At 37.2% G+C, this 22,086-nt stretch carries 17 protein-coding genes; 9 read left to right on the forward strand and 8 right to left on the reverse strand.

Annotated features, from left to right (window positions below; all coding sequences use genetic code 11):
- Positions 1-151: 151 nt before the first annotated feature.
- The 3 genes from A9G10_RS03790 to A9G10_RS03800 all read left to right on the forward strand — a co-directional run bounded on the left by A9G10_RS03790 (position 152) and on the right by A9G10_RS03800 (position 4,589).
- Entirely contained in the window at positions 152-1,240 is a 1,089-nt protein-coding gene (locus tag A9G10_RS03790) for an RNA ligase RtcB family protein (protein WP_065558351.1), read from the forward strand.
- The gene (gene prfH, locus A9G10_RS03795; protein ID WP_065558352.1) at positions 1,240-1,860 is read left to right on the forward strand and encodes a peptide chain release factor H; all 621 of its coding nucleotides are present in this window, start codon (positions 1,240-1,242) and stop codon (positions 1,858-1,860) included. Before A9G10_RS03790 ends, prfH begins: the two co-directional genes overlap by 1 nt.
- Before the next feature lie 389 nt (positions 1,861-2,249).
- Positions 2,250-4,589 carry a TonB-dependent hemoglobin/transferrin/lactoferrin family receptor gene (locus A9G10_RS03800; protein WP_065558353.1) on the forward strand — a complete coding sequence of 780 codons (2,340 nt, stop codon included), beginning with the start codon at positions 2,250-2,252 and terminating at the stop codon, positions 4,587-4,589.
- 66 nt (positions 4,590-4,655) lie between these two features.
- On the opposite strand, the gene A9G10_RS03805 is transcribed toward A9G10_RS03800, so the two are convergent.
- The 7 genes from A9G10_RS03805 to nikA all read right to left on the reverse strand — a co-directional run bounded on the left by A9G10_RS03805 (position 4,656) and on the right by nikA (position 11,914).
- Positions 4,656-5,399, reverse strand: a complete 744-nt coding sequence (locus A9G10_RS03805; RefSeq protein ID WP_065558354.1) for an SDR family NAD(P)-dependent oxidoreductase — start codon at positions 5,397-5,399, stop codon at positions 4,656-4,658.
- 181 nt (positions 5,400-5,580) lie between these two features.
- Complete coding sequence (locus tag A9G10_RS03810) at positions 5,581-6,906, reverse strand: MATE family efflux transporter (protein WP_065558355.1); 1,326 nt, start codon at positions 6,904-6,906, stop codon at positions 5,581-5,583.
- A gap of 3 nt (positions 6,907-6,909) precedes the next feature.
- Positions 6,910-7,689, reverse strand: a complete 780-nt coding sequence (locus tag A9G10_RS03815; RefSeq protein ID WP_065558356.1) for an ABC transporter ATP-binding protein — start codon at positions 7,687-7,689, stop codon at positions 6,910-6,912.
- Positions 7,690-8,556, reverse strand: coding sequence for an ABC transporter ATP-binding protein (locus A9G10_RS03820; protein ID WP_065558357.1), 867 nt, complete (start codon positions 8,554-8,556; stop codon positions 7,690-7,692). It lies immediately after the preceding gene.
- Entirely contained in the window at positions 8,549-9,382 is an 834-nt protein-coding gene (opp1C, locus tag A9G10_RS03825; protein WP_065558358.1) for a nickel/cobalt ABC transporter permease, read from the reverse strand. The genes A9G10_RS03820 and opp1C overlap by 8 nt, the downstream gene beginning before the upstream one ends.
- Complete coding sequence (opp1B, locus tag A9G10_RS03830; RefSeq protein ID WP_065558359.1) at positions 9,379-10,323, reverse strand: nickel/cobalt ABC transporter permease; 945 nt, start codon at positions 10,321-10,323, stop codon at positions 9,379-9,381. The genes opp1C and opp1B overlap by 4 nt, the downstream gene beginning before the upstream one ends.
- Before the next feature lie 25 nt (positions 10,324-10,348).
- Entirely contained in the window at positions 10,349-11,914 is a 1,566-nt protein-coding gene (nikA, locus tag A9G10_RS03835) for a nickel ABC transporter substrate-binding protein (protein WP_065558360.1), read from the reverse strand.
- Between the two features lie 325 nt (positions 11,915-12,239).
- Here nikA and A9G10_RS03840 point away from each other — a divergent pair, with 325 nt between their 5' ends.
- Both A9G10_RS03840 and A9G10_RS03845 read left to right on the forward strand, forming a co-directional pair.
- A complete protein-coding gene (locus A9G10_RS03840; RefSeq protein ID WP_081299012.1) occupies positions 12,240-13,562 on the forward strand; it encodes a DEAD/DEAH box helicase in 1,323 nt (440 codons plus the stop codon).
- Between the two features lie 14 nt (positions 13,563-13,576).
- Entirely contained in the window at positions 13,577-13,915 is a 339-nt protein-coding gene (locus tag A9G10_RS03845; protein ID WP_143425946.1) for a YggL family protein, read from the forward strand.
- Positions 13,916-14,003: 88 nt separating this feature from the next.
- Here A9G10_RS03845 and A9G10_RS03850 read toward each other — a convergent pair whose 3' ends face one another.
- Positions 14,004-15,596, reverse strand: coding sequence for an ABC-F family ATPase (locus A9G10_RS03850; RefSeq protein WP_065558362.1), 1,593 nt, complete (start codon positions 15,594-15,596; stop codon positions 14,004-14,006).
- Positions 15,597-16,064: 468 nt separating this feature from the next.
- Between A9G10_RS03850 and A9G10_RS03855 the strand changes: the two genes are divergently transcribed.
- The 4 genes from A9G10_RS03855 to A9G10_RS03870 form a co-directional block, all read left to right on the forward strand.
- Positions 16,065-16,994 carry a hypothetical protein gene (locus A9G10_RS03855; protein ID WP_065558363.1) on the forward strand — a complete coding sequence of 310 codons (930 nt, stop codon included), beginning with the start codon at positions 16,065-16,067 and terminating at the stop codon, positions 16,992-16,994.
- The gene (locus tag A9G10_RS03860; protein WP_065558364.1) at positions 16,994-20,707 is read left to right on the forward strand and encodes a T6SS effector BTH_I2691 family protein; all 3,714 of its coding nucleotides are present in this window, start codon (positions 16,994-16,996) and stop codon (positions 20,705-20,707) included. Before A9G10_RS03855 ends, A9G10_RS03860 begins: the two co-directional genes overlap by 1 nt.
- A gap of 10 nt (positions 20,708-20,717) precedes the next feature.
- Positions 20,718-21,590, forward strand: coding sequence for a DUF6708 domain-containing protein (locus A9G10_RS03865; protein WP_065558365.1), 873 nt, complete (start codon positions 20,718-20,720; stop codon positions 21,588-21,590).
- A 57-nt stretch (positions 21,591-21,647) separates the two neighbouring features.
- Positions 21,648-22,086: DUF6708 domain-containing protein (locus tag A9G10_RS03870; RefSeq protein WP_218837325.1), on the forward strand; the 439-nt coding region annotated here is incomplete at its 3' end.

Genomic DNA, 22,086 nt, shown 5'->3' on the forward strand with positions numbered 1-22,086 from the left:
TAGTTAACATCTAACTTTTATCGACAGCACAAAGATAATGTTGTCAGTAATGGCGATCTAACATTGCCAAAATTAGTTGTTATTCATCTTTTGTATCACATTTAAATTATGAGTACTAAACAATAATAATATTTTTTAAATGGATTGATATATGGACAATTCTATACAGATACTATCTGAAAAAGCCTTATACATCGCATCAAAAAACACGTGGATTGAAGGTTTAGCTATTCAACAATTACAGACTACTGCCGAATTACCCAATATGGTTAAAGTAGTCGGTATGCCGGATCTTCATCCCGGAAAAGGGTACCCAATTGGCGCAGCTTATTTAAGTAGAGAAACCATTTATCCTGCATTAATTGGCAGTGATATTGGTTGTGGGATGGGCTTTTGGCAAACCGATATTAATATTGCTAAATTAAGCATAGATAAATTGACACGGCAGATCGGGAATATTGATCAACCTGATGTCCGACATAAATATAACCTTGGTACAATTGGCGGAGGGAATCATTTTGCAGAGTTACAAAAGGTTAGCAAAATTTGTAACGAGCAACTTTTTGAACATTACCAACTTAATGCTAAAAAATTATTTTTGCTAGTGCATAGTGGGTCACGAGGATTAGGGCATGCTATTTTGCAAAACCAGCTATCACGATTTGGTTATCAAGGTTTAGCTGATGAAAGTCCAGAAGCACTTGAATATTTAGCAAAACATGATAATGCGGTCGCATTTGCCATGCTAAATCGACAAGTGATTGCTGAAAGGTTGATGAATAACCTTAACACGCATGGACGTGAAATGTTGAATGTTTGTCATAATTTTTTACAAAAAGTGACACTTGATCATAAAAATTATTGGTTACATCGCAAAGGGGCTTCCTCAGCAATGGATGACCTTGTTATTGTTCCAGGTTCTCGAGGGGATTATAGCTATTTAGTTAAACCGATACCGAATGAAGATCTACTCTTATCGCTCGCCCATGGTGCAGGGCGAAAATGGCGTCGAGCAGACTGTAAAGGCAAACTAGATCATCGTTACTCAATTGCTGAACTAAAACGTACAAAATTAGGTAGCCGTGTCATTTGTGAAGACAGCAGTTTAATTTTTGAAGAAGCGCCACAAGCCTACAAATCAATAGATAGTGTGATTGAATCGATGCAACAAGCAAACCTTGTCACGGTTATTGCTCAACTTACACCAATATTGAATTATAAAACACAAGGAGGTCACTAATGGCAATACTCTTATTTTCGTCTGCCAGAGGACCAGATGAATGCACATTAACGGTAGCAAAAGCGGTAAAACAATTTTTGTTTGAAGCGAACAAATTAGCGTTAACCGCCGAAATTCTAGAAAGTATTATGGGCGATAAGCCCAATACTTATCGTTCGGTATTGATTTCTATTGAAGGTGATCAAAGTGAACTATTAATTGCTCGTTGGAGTGGTACCTTGCAGTGGGTGTGTCAGAGTCCTTACCGACCACATCATAAACGTAAAAATTGGTTTATCGGTATTACTTGTTTACCAAATCCTGCGCCACTACTAGATAGCGCAATTGAATTTTCAACAACGAAATCTTCAGGGGCAGGTGGGCAGCATGTGAATAAAACGGAGTCTGCTGTACGGGCAACGCATATTAGCACCGGTATTACGGTTAAAGTTCAATCAGAACGTAGCCAACATGCAAATAAACGTATAGCAAAAGTGCTGTTAGCACATAAATTGGCTGAATATGAGGCAAATCAATATCAACAACAAAAAGATATTCGTCAGCAATTTCATTATGCTATTCCTCGTGGTAACAGTAGTCTAGTATTTTATGGAGAACAGTTTTGGGAGGGTGGAAAATAACCAAATAAAAAACATTGTGTTATTGAATTTCAGGCATACCATCCAATTCATTTTTTTGAACTGATATAATTTTTTCATTCAGGTTTCTTGTTTATCTGATAGGGAACCTGAAATTAACATCAAATCGATACGACGTTTTTAACATCACGCTCCATTTCGTTGCTTTATTCTGATAATAAACATTAAAACACTAGGTTGTTTTAACCGTTAAATAAAAATAATTTTGTTAACGTTTTCAACCAAAATTTATACATATTTTTCTGTCTATTTTTTGATAAACCTCATATACTTGCGAAACCTTCATTTGATAATGATTATCATTATTGATTGTAAGGTTAAATTTAGAAATGTGTTAAATGATTTAATTGTTTTTTATGAAGGAATGAAACATGAGTTATAAAAAGGTAAGTATCTTATTACTATTTATGAGTTTTTCTTCACAAGCTGAGTCAGTGCTTGAAGATAAGGATACAAAGCAAAATATTGATGAACCGAATAAACCATTAACGAAGAACAATATGGTTAATCGTGACGATATCGACGATGTGATTACTGTGATTGCCGGCTCATCAACGCAAGATGAATTAAAAAAAATAAATAGTGTTATTGCGGGACGATCCACACTTTCATCAGGGTTAATAGAACAAAAACAATCCGATAATGTTGCCGAATTGCTCAATACTTTACCCGGTGTGAGTGCTGCCGGTTCAGTTAGGCCAGGGGGGCAAACCTTAAATATATGGGGTTTTGGTAAAGTTGAAGATGTCAAAATCATTGTAGATGGCGCACAAAAAGGATTCCAAAAATATCAACAAGGATCGATTTTTGTTGAACCAGAACTTCTTAAACAAGTTGAAGTTAACAAAGGTCCACACGATGTGAGGTTTGGAAATGGTGGCTTTGGTGGCGTGATAAAAATGGAGACTAAAGATGCGATTGATCTGCTTGACCCCAATCAATATATTGGTGCATTAATCAAATACAGTTTTCATTCAAACAATCATCAGAATATGGTGACAAGTGCAGTTTATGGTCGAACACAAGATGACATGTTTGATGGTCTTATCTATTACACCAACCGAGACAGCGGTAATTTTAAACGACCGGATGGCTCAAGATTTGAGTTTTCAGAAGATGACATGGATTCTTACATGGCAAAACTGAATTTTAGACCCAATGAAGAACACACTTTCACTCTATCAGGTATTCGTTCAAAACGGGATTCGTGGCAACCTTGGGCAGCCAAATATGTCGAAAAAATGACACCCCCGACCGCTGCACAAATTAAAAAATATGGTTATAAAGCGGCATGGTTAAGAAAATTGGTAAAACGTGATCAACAAGATGAATCCGCCCAATTTAAATGGAATTATCAACCAACTTATAATCCGTTAATCAACTTAACGTTACACACCACTTATTCCAAAACCAAACAACATGATACTCGTCCTAATAAATACAATCCGGTGGCTTCATTAGGGACAATGGGTAATGAAAGTTGGGTTAGCTATACCGATAAAACTATCGAGCTTGAAAATGTCAGTATTTTTAACACCGGCGCTGTCGATAATGCATTAAAAATTGGATTACAAGCACATCTACATGATCGTGATACATTAATGTATTACAAAAATTATGCTAAAAAGCCAAATTATAACAATGGTTATTTTCAACCGGCCTACATGCCTTCTGGTAAACAGCAAACTTATAGTTTTTATATTCAGGACGAACTTTCAATTAGTGATTTTGTCTTATCACCTAGCCTTCGATACGATTATGTCCGGAATCACGGTAAAAAGAATTATGCTTCAGCATATAACGATCCCGATCCTCGTTATGGTCATGACTATTCACCCGTGACCTATTCAGGTTGGACACCACGCTTTGGATCATATTGGCAAACCACCCAAAATGTCGGATTTTTTGGGGATATTAGCTATGCATGGCAAGCGCCAACCATTGATGAAAGTTATGAAGTCCAGTTCACCCCTAAAAATGGAGGAAGCGGTAAAATTTCGGCAACCAGCCGTCATTTAAAAAAAGAGCGAAATTTATCAATTCGAATTGGGAATATTCTCGATTTTAATAACTTAATACTTGAAAATGATAAGTTACAAGTTCGTAGCACATTATTTAGACAGCGTGTCACCGATGAGATTTTTGTTACTCGAGGATTCAATCAATCAATATGCGGTCCAGGTAAAGCGTGTCCGCTTGGGCAGTCCAATTATCGTAATATTCCGGGTAAAATGATTGTCAAAGGTTTTGAACTTGAAACGTTTTATGACAGTAAATATTGGTTTGCAAGTGCCACTTACTCAATTCAAAAAGGCGAACGAGATACGGCACCACAAGCACCATGGATGCATCATAAAACCTATGTCGCAACGATTGCACCACGCACCGCAACTTTAACGACAGGGTTTAAAATTCCGGACTGGAATGTAAGAGCAGGGTGGAATGCCCAATTTGTGCGAAAACAAGATCGTACAGGATTAGAAGACAGAAACCATGACGGAATAAAAGATCTGGGCGCTTATGGATTAGGGCGATCGTCGGGGTATTCAATTCACAATCTTTTTGCGAGTTGGCAACCGACTTTTCTGCCTAAAGCCGAAATTAAGTTAACCGTTGATAACCTCTTTAATAAAGATTATCGACTTTATTTAGGCGAAAACACCTATGGACTAGCCCGCAACTTTAAAGCGAGTGTATTATACCGATTCTAAACTTTATGCAATTCGAATACTGCCAGTTTACTGGCAGTCTGAATAAGTCATCGGTGCTAAACCTATTTACCATTTGCCTGCCGTTGAGCCACCATCAACGACCATAATTGTACCGGTAACAAAATTAGAATCGGTTAAATACATGACAGCATTAATAATATCTTGAACGTGTCCAATCCGATTGACAGGTGCCATTGATTTTAATACCGCTTGAACTTGGGGATCGGTAGGATGCATTGGGGTCTCAATAATACCAGGTGCAATACCGTTAACCATAACATGGCTTGATGCTAATTCTAATGCTAAGCCTTTAATGGCATTATTAATACCACCTTTGATCATAATCGGTAATAAAGCCGGAACCGTCAAATTAGGTTGCATTGCAATGGCAGCAGTAATATTAATGATATGCCCTGACTGATTGGCTATCATATGTTTAGCAGCAGTTTGAGCAGGGTAGAAAAAACCTTTAAGATTCGTATCAATAATGGTATTTAAATCATCTTGTGTATACTCAATGGCGGGTTTAGATATAAATATGCCTGCATTATTAACTAAAATATCGACTTTACCAAATCTTGCAATAGCGTTTGAAAAAAGCAATTCTGCCGTTTGAGGCTTTGCAATATCCCCAGCTACAAGTAATAAATTATCGGGTTCGCCTAATTTAATCGCTGCTTGTTCTAAACGAGCTTTATCTCGACCATTGGCAACGACATTGAAACCTCGCTCAAGATAGGCTTTTGCAATAGCAAAACCAATTCCACTTGAAGCACCAGTCACAATAATGGTTTTGTTTCCTTTATTCATCTAATTTAATTCCTGTTTTGTCTTTAAAAATACAGATAATTATATAAGAGTTGAATTAAAATAGAAATTCGATTGCAAAAAGTAAAATAATTGACAAAATTCTTTAGCAAACAGCAAACAGCAAACAGCAAACAGCAAACAGCAAACAGAATGAAATCTGTTTACTGGTGATTTGATTAAATCAACGCATAAGATATTGTTTCGATCGATTAATCCAAATCACCAAAAATAGTGTCCGCCCTAAACTAAATAAAATATAGGAAAACCACAAACCATTATTACCCCATATCGGCACAAAAATAAATTGAGCGATCAACCAAAGTAAAAGGGCAAGAATCATCGAATCACGAATAGAGGATGTATAACTGATGCCCGAAAACACTCCGTAATAGATCAAACCGCCAGCAACCACAACCGGAAAGATAACTAACCAATAATGGTATTGTAGACAAAGATTAATAATGTCATTTTGATTGGTTAATAATCTGATTATTGCGGTATCAAAGGCAAACCAGATTGCAATTAATATCACTGGACAAATCACACACGCTTGCAGTGACCAACGCAAGGTTTGTTGGTACAACGCCATATTTTGCGTGCCTTTAGCCTTACCACTAAAGACACTTGACGCATTAGCAAAGCCATCGAATAAATACGCCATTAAGTAATGGATTTGAAACAGTACCGCATTGGCTGCCAACACTTCAGTACTAAAGCTTGAACCAATCGAAATAAAATGATTGGTCACAACTAACAGGCAAATAGTTCGAATCATTAAATTAGTATTAACTAATATCACCCCTTTTAATGACTGCCACGATAGAATCGATTTCAAATCCGTTTTTTGTTGTGATTGGGGTAAATAGCGACCAATAAACCCGATCCCTAACAATGTACAAATCACTTGCGCACTTAGTGTTGCAAATGCCACGCCTTGAATATCCCAATGAAAGCCCCATACAAAAATGACCGCCATAATAATATTAAGTAAATTAATCAATACTTGCAAAAACAGCACGGCTTTTATTTTTGACATCCCCATTAACCAACCAACCAGCACATAGTTAATCAGTACAAACGGGGCGCCCCAAATTAATATCGAAAAATAGATATCTGCATAATGCCTAACTTCTTGATTTGGCTTGATGATTTGCATTGAGGCACTAAAAATTAATGGCTGAAAAACAATAAATAAAATGCCTAAAACAATCGCAATAAACAGTGGACGAATTAACGAAGAACGCAGTAATAGGGGATCATCTAATGCTTGTGCCGCAAATCCGGTGGTACTCACACGTAAAAAACCAAATAACCAATAAATGGTATTAAAGATCACTGCACCAACGGCAATGCCTGCAATAAAAGCAGGATTGGGTAGATGACCGACCAACGCAGTATCAACCACGCCCAATAATGGGGTTGTGATAGTGGAAATAATAAAAGGGATAACCAATGCTAAATAATCGTTAAAACGATAACGTTTATTAACGGCGGATTGTGTTGTCATAGATTAAAAACCTAATATAGAATCAAGAAGCTGTTTAGAATAATCATGACGGACATTACTCAATTCGGCAATATCGTCAACCTGTTCTACAATTCTTCCTTGATAAAAAAACATCACTCGATTACACAAATACGTAATCGTGGTTAAATCATGAGTAATAAAAATACTGGTTAAATTTAACTGTTTTTGTAAATCAGCCAATAACGATAAAATCTGCGTTTGAACAGAAATATCTAACGAACTGACTGCTTCATCAAACAAAATAAATTGCGGATGACAGGCAATCGCTCTGGCTATGCAAATGCGTTGCAATTGACCACCACTCATTTCATGAGCATAACGCTGACAGAATGAATGATCTAATCCAACTTGTTCCAGTAATTGATCTATTCGTTTTTTTCGTGCCGTCGATGATAACTTTTCATAAATATCAATGGGTTCAGCAATAATATTAGCAGCCGTAAAATAAGGATTCACCGAAGCATTATAATCTTGAAACACAGCGCTAATATTGCGTCGCTGTGATGAGCATTTCCACGCTCGTTTTGCTGTATCTTGTCCGTTAAATAAGATCTTACCCGTATCGGGTTTTTCTAAACCTAAAATAAGCTTTCCAAGGGTGCTTTTGCCACTGCCACTTTCACCAATAATGCCCAGACATTCCCCCTGTTTTAACGAAAAAGAAACATTGTTAATGACCTTGTTCTTTTTGCGACTAAACAAACCTTGATGAGGTTGTAAAAAGGATTTGCTTACTTGTTCAACTTGCAATAATGCAGACATTTAAGCACTCTCCAACGTCGGAATAAACATTTTAGGATAAACCACCGAATCAAATTTAGCTAATAACTGTTTGCGCGCGCTGATTAGATAACGGGTGTAATCATTTTCAGCATGATAAAAAATTTGATCTCGACAGCCTTGTTCAACAATTTTACCTTGTTGCATGACAACAATATGATCGGCAATATGATGTATCACGCCTAAATCATGTGAAATAAAGATCATGGCGGTAGTTGATTGCTGCTTGATTTGTTGAAACATTTTCAAAATATGGAACTGACTAATCGAATCTAAAGCGGTTGTCGGCTCATCAGCAATAATCAATTCGGGTTTTAGCATTAATGCAATGCCAATCATGATTCTTTGTAACATCCCACCACTCAATTGATGAGGATACTTATTATAAATCTGTTTAGGATCATTTAAACCGATTTCTTTAATCATGGTCAGTGTTTTGGCGACAGCTTCTTTTTTACTTAAGGGAAGGTGTGCTTGTAATGTTTCGATGACTTGTTTGCCGATACGATAAAGCGGATCGAAAGCACTCATCGGGTGTTGTAAAATGATCGCGATAGTGTTACCCCGAATCTGACGCAGTGTGTCAGCAGACTGTGTTAAAAGATCGCCTTTCACTTGTTGATTTAATGGGGTTTGTCTAGGATTAAAAAGAATTTGACCTTCGACTTTAAAATAGGGTTCTAATAAACCCATGATAGTTTTGCTGGTTAAACTTTTACCACTGCCACTTTCGCCGACAATGCCTACGCATTGGTGATGTTCAACATTAAACGAAATGTTATCCAATAACGTTTTACCATTATCAAGGTTAACGGTAAGATTTTTAACCTCTAACAGGGGGTTACACATGTGTTTTTTCCTTCGGATCTAAAATATCTCGCAAACAGTCACCTAAAAGGTTAAAAGCCGCCACAACGACTAAAATAGCTATTCCCGGATAGACCATTTGCATTGGATGTTGAATCATCACATTCTTAGCTTCACTAAGCATCAATCCCCATTCGGCAGTCGGCGCTTGTACGCCTAATCCAATAAAAGAAAGCGCCGAAATATTCAAAATGACCCATCCAGTATCGAGCGAGGCTAACACCACCAATTCTGACATAATATTAGGTAACAAATGACGGCGAATAATAAAGCTGTGTGGTGCACCAATGGCACGTGAAAATAAAATATAATTTTTTCGACTGTATTTAATCACTGAACTGCGGATCATTCGGCTATACCATGCCCATTTCACCACGATATTAGCAATAATCACGTTTTCAATCCCCACACCTAGCACTCCGACAATCGCTAAAATCATGACTTGACTAGGGAAGGAGAGCATAATATCGCAAAGGCGCATAATAACTTCATCAAGTTTGCCTCGTTGGTAACCTGAAATTAGCCCGATGATAGAACCGACAATAATGGTAATTGTCATGGTCAGTAGAGATAAAAAGAGGGTCGAACGGATACCATACAGTAAACGAGAAAAGATATCTCGACCTAAATGATCACAGCCTAGCCAATGTTCAGCAGAAATACTGGCATATTTGCGCACAATACGGACTTTATTCGGATCAAATGGCGCAATATAGGGCGCAAAAATACCCAACAGAATGATGATGGTGATAATCATCAAACAGCATAATGCCATTTTATTTTTCAATAATTGCTTTACAACACTCATGCTAAATCCCCATTATCACGTAATCGAGGATCCAGCCACTGATGCACGACATCAACAATAAAATTACACACCACAAATAAAATCGCCATAACCAAGATATAAGCTTGAATTACCGGATAGTCCCGATTCATGATAGCGGCTATACATAAGCGCCCAAGTCCCGGCCATGAAAAGATATATTCCACCACAAACGAACCAGCAATCAATTGTGGAATTGTCATACCCAGTGCAGTAATGGTGGTATGTAACGAATTGACTAAGACATGTTTTAATATAATTACCCGTTCTTTTAATCCACGACTGCGTGCATAAAATACAAAGTAATGCTGCATATTTTCCAGCATATTATTACGAATAAAGCGAATATAAGTAGCAATATAAACAAAAGATAAAGTTATTGTTGGTAAAATAAGATTTTGCCATGTGCCATAACCATTGGTTGGTAACAGATCCAAATAATTCGCAAAAAACCAAATACACAGCAAACCCAGCCAATAACTCGGCATGGCGGTACCAATAAAAATAAGGATTCGAACAACATGATCGAAGACTGAGTTAGCAAAAATAGCGCATAACACACCTAGTACTAAGCTGACTATTAAAGTAAGAACAAATGAGGACACTGCCAATAGTAACGTTGGGGTTAAACAACGCACCATTTCATCCCAAACTAATCGATCCCGATGAACGAATGAACGTCCAAAATCCAGATGAAAAGCATCATATAACCAACTGAAATAGCGAGACCAAAAGGGATCATTTAAACCCAGCTCTTGGCGCATACTTTCGATGGCTACAGGCGTTGGCATAATCTCATTTAAGCGTAAAGCAACTTCAGCAGGATCAGAAGGGGCAAGGTTGATCAGCAAAAAAGCAATAAATGAGATACCGATCAAAATCGGTATCATCATCAATAAACGTCTAACAATGTAAGGTAACATTATAACTAACTAAAAAATGTGGTAATTAAAAGTGCATTTTCTCAAAAGGAATATCAAATTGAGATGGAGCAAACTCAATGCCTTTAAGAGATTTAATAGCAATAGCTCGATTGCGTTCATAAGTTAAAGGAATATAGACCGCTTGTTTATGCAATGTCTCAAGCACATAACGATAGAGGGCTTGGCGTTCTTGCTCGTCCGTTGAAATCAATGCTTTGCTAATGCTGGCATCAATTTGAGGCTTTTCTTTTAATCCTTGTTGAGCCATATAATCCCCATATACCGGTAATTTCATACCTGATAAAAATGATTGCGGATCGTAAGGCGTACCCCAAGAAATATCGAATACCATATCAAAATCACCGGCTTTTTGGCGGTCACGATAGCCTTGCTCTTCTTCACCATGAATATTCAGTTTTAATCCAACTTGTTCAAATTCATCTTGCATATATTGGGCTATGGTTTTTTGTGAAGCAGTATTACTATCATAATACAGGGTGATTTCGAACGGTTTGCCGTCTTTTTGGCGGTATTGTTGACCGTTTGGTTTTGTCCAACCTGCTTTATCCAAAAGTTGTTGCGCTAATTTAGTATTGTATTGATAAGGTTTTAATCCAATATTGGCATAAGGAATATTGGTCGCCATTAAGGTATCAGCCGGTGCCTCACTGTGATTAAAAATTCCTTCTGAAATATCATTTTTATTAATAATATGCTCAATTGCCTGACGCACATTAACATCACTTAATGCGGGGCGAGTTGTATTCATCAACACAATACGGCTTGAAACAGGTTTAGACATCAATGTCTGAAACTTATTCATTTTCGAAAAACGCTCGAAAGAATCGGCATCTACCATGTTTTTGCCGTAAATCAGATCGATTTCACCTTTTTCAAGTGCCATTAAACGACTTTGATTATCCGCAATCACCTTCATGGTGACGGTTTTAAGTTGCGGTTTGTTTCCCCAATAAGTGGGATTGGCTGTAAAAATAGCATACTGATCTTTCTTATGCTCATTTAACACATAAGGCCCCGTACCAATATAAGAATTAACGCCATTTTTGGTTTCTCCATTTTTCATGGCATTAGGCGATATAAAACGCATTGGTCGGGTAACGGCAATCTCAATCAAAAACGGATAGTAAGGTTCAGACAGATTGACTTGTAGCGTATAATCATCAAGCGCTTTAATATCGGTAATTAAACGCACCATTTCAAGCCAAGTATGACGATCTTTATTTGAAAGTACGGCATCCCAATTTAATTTAGCACTGTGTGCATCAAATTTGGCACCGTCGCTAAATGTCACATCTTGTCGAAGTTTAAACGTATAGGTTTTGCCTTCATTAGTTATCGTCCAGCTTTCCGCAAGCCAAGGCGAAAAAGAGCCGTCTTCGTTATAATGAACTAAAGATTCATACAGCATATTTTGTGCCCACATTTCACCAGAATAGAGGTGAGGGTTAAGATCACGAATATCGCGAAAGTTAGCAAAAGTGATATCATCTTTAGCGAAACAATTAAGGCTAGCTGAGGCTAATGCTAATACTATTAGCCATTTTTTGATGCGGGTGAAATGTACTGTCATGGGTAATCCGTTATGCAAAAGTTCTTAACAACAATAATTCTGAGAGACAACAGTTCTTAGAAATAGTAGATTTTAAAATCGTTCCAAAAGGTTCTAAATACCACGATTTTAGTGTGGGAATAGTAGCACAGATGCAAATGATAATAAATATCATTTAGTCTATTTTTTAGCAGAAAACTTACGAAATTTTGTTAAAATAAATCTTAACAGAAGGATTTAAAAGCAATCTTATTAAAAGGGATACTAAATAATCAAACAAAAGTAATAGAATTGCTTTATAATAACTAACGAAAATTTAATTTTTTGTTTATTTAGGAAACATTTCATGTCATTTGACTCTCTTGGTTTAGATGCCAAGATTCTAAAAGCACTACAAGAACAACACTACACTCAGCCCACCCCCATTCAACAGCAAGCTATTCCGGTAATCTTATCGGGAAAAGACCTTATGGCTAGTGCACAAACGGGCACCGGTAAAACGGCGGGGTTTGGTTTGCCAATTTTGCAAAAGCTGATTGAACAACAAGCCAAAACGGCAAATCGCCCAGAAACAAAAAAGAAGAAACGTCCACTTTATGCGTTAATTTTAGCCCCAACTCGTGAACTTGCTGCGCAAATTGGTGAAAACATTCGTGATTACAGCCGTCATTTAGCGATCCGCTCATTAGTGGTTTTTGGTGGCGTAAGCATTAATCCCCAAATGATGAAGTTGCGTGGTGGTGTCGATATTCTGATCGCCACACCCGGACGGTTACTCGATTTAGTCCACCAAAATGCCGTTGATCTTGCAACAGTTAAAGTGCTGGTTTTAGATGAAGCTGATCGCATGTTAGATATGGGCTTTATTCATGATATACGTCGAGTGATAGCAAAATTACCTAAAAAACGTCAAAATTTAATGTTTTCGGCAACGTTTTCAGATGAGATAAAAACACTGGCGGAAACGATTTTACATTCCCCTGAAACGGTTGCTGTTGCCAGAACCAACAGTACATCAACACAAATTACCCAATATGTTCATCGAGTTGATAAACGCCGTAAACGAGAATTACTATCGTACTTAATTGGTAAAAACCAATGGCAACAAGTCTTAATTTTTACTCGCACTAAGTACGGTGCTAACCATTTAGCTGAGCAACTCACTAAAGACGGAATTAAAGCATCAGCTATTCACGGTAACAAAAGCCAAGGCGCCCGCACCAAAGCCTTAGCCGATTTTAAAACCGGACAAATTCGGGCATTAGTTGCCACCGACATTGCAGCCAGAGGATTGGATATTGAACTATTGCCTTATGTCGTTAATTATGAATTACCGCAGGTTGCTGAAGATTACGTGCATCGAATTGGTCGAACAGGGCGAGCGCAAAATCAAGGGCAGGCAATTTCATTAGTCTGTATTGACGAACTGCCACAATTAAAAGCCATTGAAAAGTTGATCAAAAAACCAATACCCGAAATTCATACAGAAGGTTTTGCCGTTGACCCAACCATTAAAGCTGAGCCGAAAACAAAATCTTCACCTAAAAAACGGATATCGAAAAACGATCACAACACGCAAAATCGGTCTAATCAACCCAATAAGCGTGGTGGTGTTAACCGAACAAAAAAATACGCTAACATAAATAATAAACAAAGTCATACTCATTAAAATAGAAGGATATTATCATGGTAAATCGCAGTCGACGTTTACGTAAAAAATTACATATTGAAGAGTTTAAAGAATTAGGTTTCACTGTCAGTTGGTCTTTTGACGAAGGGACAAGTGAAGAAACCTTAGATAACATTGTCGATCAATTCATTCTCGAAGCTATTCAACCGAATGGCCTAGCTTATGAAGGCAGTGGGTATCTAAATTGGAAAGGCATTGTCTGTACTCAAAAGCTAGGCAATTGTACTGACGAACATCGTGATATTGTCACAAAATGGTTGGAAAGTCATGGTTTAAAAAATATCAAAGTTAGCCCGTTAATTGATATTTGGTGGGATGAATTAGATTTTTAATGATCCTTAACTTATTTAAGATTAAGTTACTTTAGATATTAAATAGCCACAATAAAGTGGCTATTTGTTCACGATTGATTCAATACTCTTATTCGATTCCTTGACTACGTAAATAATCTTCATAATTACCGGTATAATCGATCACTTTTTCTGGCGTAATTTCGACAATACGAGTCGCTAACGAACTGACAAACTCACGGTCATGCGAAACAAAGAATAGGGTACCTTGATAAAGTTCAAGCGCCATATTGAGCGACTCGATCGATTCCATATCTAAATGGTTAGTTGGTTCGTCCATGACAATGATATTGGGTTTTTGCATCATCAATTTACCAAATAACATCCGTCCTTTTTCACCACCCGACAGCACTTTAACTTTCTTCTTAATATCATCTTGCGAAAATAATAAGCGTCCTAATACACTTCGTACTGCTTGTTCATCGTCAGTAGGTTGCTTCCATTGGCTCATCCAGTCGAACACCGTTAACTCATCATCAAATTCATATTCATGATCTTGAGCATAGTAACCGATATTAGCATTTTCTGACCATTTAATCTCGCCTTGCTCTGGCGTTAGTTCTCCCATTAAGGTTTTAATTAAAGTGGTTTTACCAATCCCATTGGTACCTAAAATTGCCACCTTTTCACCGATTTCAACCATTAAATTAAGATTGTTAAATAAAGGGCCATTATCAAAGCCTTTGGTTAAATTCTCAACGACTAAGGCATTACGGAACAATTTTTTATCTTGCTCAAAACGTATAAATGGATTTTGACGGCTAGATGCTTTCACTTCCTCCAGTTTAATTTTCTCAATTTGTCTGGCTCGAGATGTCGCTTGTTTAGACTTCGACGCATTGGCACTAAAACGACTAACAAAAGATTGCAGTTCACTGATTTGCGCTTTCTTCTTAGCGTTATCGGCTAATAAACGCTCTCGGGCTTGTGTTGATGCCGTCATATAATCATCGTAATTACCCGGATAAATACGCAATTCACCATAATCAAGATCTGCCATATGGGTACAAACCATATTCAAAAAATGGCGATCATGCGAAATAATAATCATGGTACTTTCACGCTCATTAAGCGTATCTTCTAACCAACGAATGGTATCGATATCCAAGTTATTGGTTGGCTCGTCTAGTAATAAAATATCGGGATTCGAAAAGAGCGCTTGGGCTAATAACACTCGTAGCTTCCAACCGGGGGCAATTTCACTCATTAGACCATAGTGTTGTTCAATGGGAATGCCGACCCCTAGCAATAGTTCGCCAGCACGAGACTCAGCACTATAACCATCCATTTCGGCGTATTGGGTTTCTAAATCAGCCACTTTAAAACCATCTTCTTCACTCATTTCCGGTAAAGAATAGATACGGTCACGTTCTTGCTTGATTTCCCACAACTCAGTATGCCCCATAATAACCGTATCTAACACGGTAAAGGATTCAAAAGCGAACTGATCTTGACGTAATTTACCTAATCTTTCATGAGGATCTAACGCCACATTACCCGAAGTTGGCACCAAATCGCCACCAATGATTTTCATAAACGTTGACTTACCGCTACCATTGGCGCCAATAAGCCCATAACGATTGCCGTTCCCAAATTTAACCGAAATATTTTCAAATAGCGGTTTACTACCAAATTGCATGGTGATGTTATTTGTACTTAACACTGATCTATACTCTCTAAATGATTAACGCTTTAACTTGATGCTTTTGATACCTTATAAGTTAAAGTTAAAAAATGTGATTTAGCGAACATTATGCCATAGTTTAAAACTTTTGAGGATCTTTGATATTGATGCTAATTTAGAAACAAAATGAAAACATTTATGAAAGATTATTAATGATATTAAGCTGATTTTATGTGACTTTTTTCCCCTAAAATTACAAGAATCATTCATTTCAAAATCGACTTATCCATATAATTTAATTTGTTATTTTTATAAAAATAACTTGCAGATCTTGCAAAAAACTGTCATTTTAATTATTAAACTGATTATCAATCTAAGTTATTTAAAAAATAAAGTTAAATAAATGTTAATTTTATTTTAAAATAATAAGAAAGTCTTTGTACTGTACCGATACTAAAAGTTTAGATAGTACAATTTGCATAATAAAAAGTATGAATGGAAATAGTCATGAAAGCTCATTTAGACAAATTTATCAACTTGATGAATGAAAACAATAAAAATCGTTATTTACTGGTTGATAAATTACGCCCTCTACCCGATTACAATTTAATCTCGGTTGACAATATTCAAAATTATTATTTTGATCCCCTCGCCGATAAAGCAGCCAAAAAAGAACGTATTGTTCCGGTTTTGCGGACAGATTTTAAACATAACTTACAATACTGTCCCCATTTAATTCTAATGGCTGATAAAAATGAAGCGCTTAATCCCAAATTATTGTCGCTTTCTTTACAAGAAGCGAATACCGAACGCTATCTTGACAAACGCTATATTTGCGCGTGGTTAACAAGTGACTTGTCCCCGACAGAATTGGCCGAAGAATTAGTGGCAACAGGTGAAAGACTGGCACAGGAAATACCAACCATTAATCCTCGTTTTTTAACGTATTATGAACCGTTCCGTATGCAGTTATTACACGAAGCTAATCAGATTTACCCGCAATGGCTACCCCGACAGCTTAAAGGGATAGCACAATACTGTTATCTCAATCTTAGTGGTAAACTAAAAATCATCCAAAAATCTGAACAAGATGAGTTGCTCGGGTTTTCGCAATTAAGTGAAAGGGCGCATTCGTTTCAACAATATTCCAAGCCCATTTATCTCTGCTTTAAAACATTGAAAGAAAAACAACGCATCACAACACCGGATGATACGCTACTTATGATAGTGGCCGATAAATGGGTTGAGGGGATAAATATTGGGCTGTCTGATTTGGAAGATCAGTTTGCCTTTGCCATGACCAGTTTATTTTATCACATTGATTTAATGGCGAATAAAGCTACGGAAAAAGCAGTGTTCAATGCAATTGAACAACCGGGCACATTAAAAGAAAGTTTATCAGTATTAAGACAATTAAAGTGGGGAGAGGTTAACTAATGGACTTGGAACAAAACAATCAAAAGCAAGACGATTTAGACGAAATGCAAACCGACAATAATACACATGAAATTAGTATCAACGAAGACATAGAAAAGCTGACCTCAGAATGCAAAAAAAATTGTCGACTATGTGATCGGGAAGGTTTTCCAATATACTTACTGAGAAAGTCAGTCATCCGTAAAAAAGCATGGAATGTGCCCTGGTCAAATAAAGTGCCGGAAGATGTTGCAAAGCAACCCAAAAACCTGCTTAAGGAGCATGAATATACCTTACGAAATGTAAGACAAGGCTATATTTATGTTTTGGTTGAAAGCAAGGAAGGTAACAAAGAGTTTCTCGGATATGAAGTGACGCCAGAAGGCGTGTTCAGACAAAGACCACTGGAAAACATGGTCATTAACAAATGTGAGCCTATGTCAGCTTCGTGTATCAAATCAAATCACCATGTACCGGCATCATTTATCAATATCGATACCAATTTATACCAAAAAGCCTGGATAGCCTACAGTAAGTACCCCTGGACAGAAAAGATAAGAGAAAAATACCTTAGCGGTGAAGCGGCTCTGGATCGTTTTACGTATGTTGATCTTAGTGAAGAAGCCATTCAGACAATATCACCCGATCAGATACGGGCAAAAGATTTATTTATGATGGCAGAGGGTTATAACAAGTCGGGGAACGATAATGCTGACTTTTCAACATCACCGTTTCCGTTACAACCGGAACTGGTTTTCGAGGATCTCAGAACAACCGGATTTTACACAATTCATCATTTTGAAAGCCGTAAAAAATCGAACTGGGATTATTTTATTTTTGCCAGCAATATGGAAGACAAATACAATTGCCAAGTACCGGTAGTTTTGGTCGAGGATAATTTTGGCATTGTTGAAGAACTCAATTACCAGCGAGAAGTAAAAAATAATTATACCGGTGAAAAAGGATTAAATGGAAAACTCAACAAAAAGACTGGGGTTCCCTTTATTTATAGTCAAATATATGATGAAGAATGTCAGTATAAATTTACAATACAACAAACAATCGACGGTTATGAAAAATCATTAGAACAATTTTTTAAGGAAAGATCATCCGGCTATATTCGCAGAACTTTTATCGGTGGTTATGGAAGTGCAGTAGCATCCACCCCGACATCTTCTACAATACGCAGTGAAATTGATATTTGTACTAATACTTCTTCATCGGAACTATGTGAATTTATACCGCAAGAAAAATCGGCAGAGCTCAATTTTCAGGAGCACTGGAAAAAATTAAAAGCCCAGCTTGACATGAAAGCGCTTGAACGTTTTCGCAGCAGCTGGAAAAACAGTACTGACAGTGTTAACCAAACTATTCAAAAATATTCGCGGGACTATGCCAATTATGCACGCTGGTTATTTGGTCGAGAAGGGATGAATTCAAAACTGTCAAAAGTAGTGATATCTGAGCGGAACAAAACCCGCTTTTGGGAAGTTGAATTCGACTACCGACTCAAACCTTTTCATAAATTTTATCTGGATGATGCACATACAATGTTATCCAGTCATATTCCCCCGACTGATGATGTAAAAGCCTTACAAGATGAACTCTGTTCAGACCCGGACAGCTACTACTATCAAGTTCTGGCGGGTGACGATAAGGATTTATTTGGTCAAAACGACAGTGACATGTCTGAAAATAATAGTTCTTCCTCGACATCAACTTCAATCAGTACGGCATCAGCCGGTAGTGATTTTGATAAAGTGTTAGCGGACAGTATGAATAACATTTTTGGGGCAGATATCGATGCCAGCGACGGGGATATCATGTTAGCTTATGTTATTCGTAATTACCTTTTATCGTTGCCAACGGATGTCATTTCAGGCATTGCCACCGAATACCGCAATAGCAATGTATTACTGAACGAAACCGTAATAAGCGATCGTTTAAAAAAATTGGCGACAAAAATAGCCGATGGAAAAGTAACCGAAGTTAAGTTAAAAATCCGCATACCCCATATTGCCGAAGTTTTTGAAAAAATTGGCAAAATATCGGTCACCGGTGGGGTTGATTTTAAAACCAACTTAAAAACAGCAACGGGCGATAATCTTTATTTTAATAAAGCCGATTCAAAATTTTATATTATGGATTTGAATGGCAAGTCCCGAGGTTTTACCCGGGCTGAATACGATGTGCTAAAACAAAAAACCGTGACACTTGACGTGAGCATGGTGACAGAAAATGCACGGGTACCGCAAAATTTACTGGATGATTTTAAAAAGCTGGCAAACGAAGATATTTTACCTATCCAAAAATTTCGACGATTTGTCGCGCGCGTTCCTCAGGATATTGACATTGCGGTAATGGCAAATGGGAATGAATTACAACAATCATCATTAAAAAAAGTTAAAAATGAAAAACTGAACCATGTTCCAACAGAAAATCAAAAAATTAAAGTGAATGGTTTAGCCAAAAGTTTTTTAAATGTGGTGATGTTGGGGTTCACCCTGAAAGGATTAGAAGAGAACCGAAAACAGCTCGAATCCGAAACCGACCCAATAGCACGCGCTTTTCTGGCTTATGATGTTAGTTCGGGTTACATTGCACTGTGTGGCATGACAACCGAAGTGGTGGCGCATATTATCAAAATGGCAACCGGTAAAACGGCATTAAGGGTCAGCAATTTTTTAACCCGTTTTCCGCACGGCGAAAGTCGACTCATTACACAAAGTTTGCAAAGAGCTAACGGCATAAAGAACTTTTTCAATATCACCAATAATTTGCTCAATATTGCCGGTAAAGGACTTGGTCTATTAACAATGGTTGATGGTGCGATGGAAGTATTTAAAGGGTTTAATTTAGCGTTGAAGGAAGGGGAAATAGCAGCTGGTACGCTAAAAATAGTAGGAGGAATAACTGTAATATTAGGTGCCGCATTATCCTTAAAAATTATCACGTTAGGATTATCTGCTACACTGGTACCGATAGTTGGAGTTATCGTTGCAGTTGCCGGTATTATTATCATCTATATTGCCTCTTTTTTTGAACGAACCAAGTTAGAGCGTTGGTTTGCGCGTTGTGGGTTTGGGGTTGATAAGTGTCGATACCCAATGACATCCAAAGGATTACAAACCGCACTAAATGATTTTGCGTATTTAACCTCGGGCATGTCACCCCAGCTAAAATTTGGGTATTCAGAACATGAAACAACCTTAGTAGATGTTTTGAACGGTAATGTCTATCCACCACTTTATCTTAACATAACCATACACGGCTTTGATAAACAAAATGATAAATTACAATTTATTCTCACCATAAAGGATAAGGCGGATGATAATAAAAAAGCAAAACTAGAACTTAATCATAATACCGAAACATGTCTACTTGAACCTAAGATTATTGAAAATACAATGGATATGGATACAAAAAATGGCAGACAACTGGTTGGTCTTCCGCTTGATAAAGGAAAATATTATAAATATCAATCCGAAGAGGTCGAAATAGATGATAGCGATAAAACAATGAAAGTGGTGGAAGGTACCCAAACCAATCTGGTGATAAATTACAAATTAGCAGAAGTCCAAGCGGATTATATCGAAAAGGTAATATTTGCGGTGGAGCTGAATTATCAAAAGCCCAATATAATTAACGGTGATAAAATCGAATATGCACAACCTCTTCATCTATCTTATGAATTTGAAGGGGATCGTGCCAAATTAGAAATAAAAACATTATAAGGAGTAAAAAATGCCATCATGTTACAAACCACCAATTGTTTGTTGGAAAAGTGATTTATCTGACGGGGGCGGACCAGGGAATAAGCGTCGTGCTAATTATATTGCATGTGCGACGGATAATTACCTTGAAATCTATCGTAAACGAAAAATTATCGGACCCTATATTATTTTTATTCTGTTTGGAATCGCAGAGCTTATGCTTATTTGGATCTTTTTTTTGAGTTTAAATCAAAAAAATATTCCTTGGATTGCCGTGATAGTGTCTTTTGTTGCATCTATTGGATTAGGTCTGGTACTTTATTTCACTCTCTTTACTCTTCTTTTTGGTCATTATTCCCCCGTAAGTAATCCAATTCGTTTTAATCGAAAAACAGGCAAGGTTTACCTTTACGAAGCGGTGGCAATGAAATGGATGTTTAATGCATGGCCACCGAGAAGAGCCTTTAAAGATTTAAACAAATTTCATATAAAAGTTTATGATTGGGAAAACTTTCATGGTGTATTACAAGGTTCGACAGTGGTCAATGTAAAAGGTGGTAGCTTTGAAAGTTATACGTTAATTGGGGCTGCTTGTGAGCCTAATAGTTATAAAGTGATTGAATATATTTATATCCGTGAAACGGATTGTTTTACGATGGATTGGCATTGGATTTGTCATTTTATGGGAAGGAACACAGATAAACCCTTAGACCAAGCAGGTTTAGAATACGTTGATTATAAACCTTGGGATGCCAAAACCTTTATGCAAGTCAAACCGAAGTTAAAAATAACCTCGAGACAAATTGAAGGGTTAGACAAAGCATCGAAAGCGGGCTCAAAAGAAGAGCTTGCTCAAATAGAAGAAGAGTATGAACTAACAAAAACCGTGTATCCGGTCGAATAATCCTGACGTTAGTTTAAAAAACGGAAAGCACAACAATCAGGATAGCAGGAGCAAAAAATGCCATCACGTTACAAACCACCAATTGTTTGTTGGAAAAGTGATTTATCTAAAGGGGGGGGGCCGGTTAAACGTCATGCTAATTATGTTGCATGTGCAACGGATAATTACCTTGAAATCTATCGTAAACGAAAAATTATCGGACCTTATATTGGATTTTTTTTATTGGGAGGTGGAGAAATTTCGGTTATTTTGGCTTTTTTTGTTTGTTTAAATCAAAATAATATTCCTTGGCTTGCCGTGATATTGTCATTTATTGCATCTTTAGGAGGAGGTCTGGTTGTTTATTTAACTTTTTTCACTCTTCTTTTTGGTCACTATGCCCCCGTAAGTAATCCAATTCGTTTTAATCGAAAAACAGGCAAGGTTTATCTTTACGAAGCGGTGGCAATGAAATGGATGTTTAAAGCATGGCCACCGAGAAGAGCCTTTAAAGATT

This window comes from Gilliamella sp. wkB308, from assembly GCF_001690185.1.
GTDB lineage: Bacteria > Pseudomonadota > Gammaproteobacteria > Enterobacterales > Orbaceae > Gilliamella > Gilliamella apicola_I.

What these genes read in the sequence shown, in the direction of transcription:
- A9G10_RS03820 (WP_065558357.1), bottom strand. Translation starts at nt 8,556, where the DNA reads ATGTGTAACCCCCTGTTAGAGGTTAAAAATCTTACCGTTAACCTTGAT.
- A9G10_RS03855 (WP_065558363.1), top strand. Translation starts at nt 16,065, where the DNA reads ATGAAAGCTCATTTAGACAAATTTATCAACTTGATGAATGAAAACAAT.
- A9G10_RS03800 (WP_065558353.1), top strand. Translation starts at nt 2,250, where the DNA reads ATGAGTTATAAAAAGGTAAGTATCTTATTACTATTTATGAGTTTTTCT.
- A9G10_RS03805 (WP_065558354.1), bottom strand. Translation starts at nt 5,399, where the DNA reads ATGAATAAAGGAAACAAAACCATTATTGTGACTGGTGCTTCAAGTGGA.
- A9G10_RS03860 (WP_065558364.1), top strand. Translation starts at nt 16,994, where the DNA reads ATGGACTTGGAACAAAACAATCAAAAGCAAGACGATTTAGACGAAATG.
- prfH (WP_065558352.1), top strand. Translation starts at nt 1,240, where the DNA reads ATGGCAATACTCTTATTTTCGTCTGCCAGAGGACCAGATGAATGCACA.
- A9G10_RS03815 (WP_065558356.1), bottom strand. Translation starts at nt 7,689, where the DNA reads ATGTCTGCATTATTGCAAGTTGAACAAGTAAGCAAATCCTTTTTACAA.
- opp1B (WP_065558359.1), bottom strand. Translation starts at nt 10,323, where the DNA reads ATGTTACCTTACATTGTTAGACGTTTATTGATGATGATACCGATTTTG.
- A9G10_RS03810 (WP_065558355.1), bottom strand. Translation starts at nt 6,906, where the DNA reads ATGACAACACAATCCGCCGTTAATAAACGTTATCGTTTTAACGATTAT.
- A9G10_RS03865 (WP_065558365.1), top strand. Translation starts at nt 20,718, where the DNA reads ATGCCATCATGTTACAAACCACCAATTGTTTGTTGGAAAAGTGATTTA.
- A9G10_RS03790 (WP_065558351.1), top strand. Translation starts at nt 152, where the DNA reads ATGGACAATTCTATACAGATACTATCTGAAAAAGCCTTATACATCGCA.
- opp1C (WP_065558358.1), bottom strand. Translation starts at nt 9,382, where the DNA reads ATGAGTGTTGTAAAGCAATTATTGAAAAATAAAATGGCATTATGCTGT.
- nikA (WP_065558360.1), bottom strand. Translation starts at nt 11,914, where the DNA reads ATGACAGTACATTTCACCCGCATCAAAAAATGGCTAATAGTATTAGCA.
- A9G10_RS03840 (WP_081299012.1), top strand. Translation starts at nt 12,240, where the DNA reads ATGTCATTTGACTCTCTTGGTTTAGATGCCAAGATTCTAAAAGCACTA.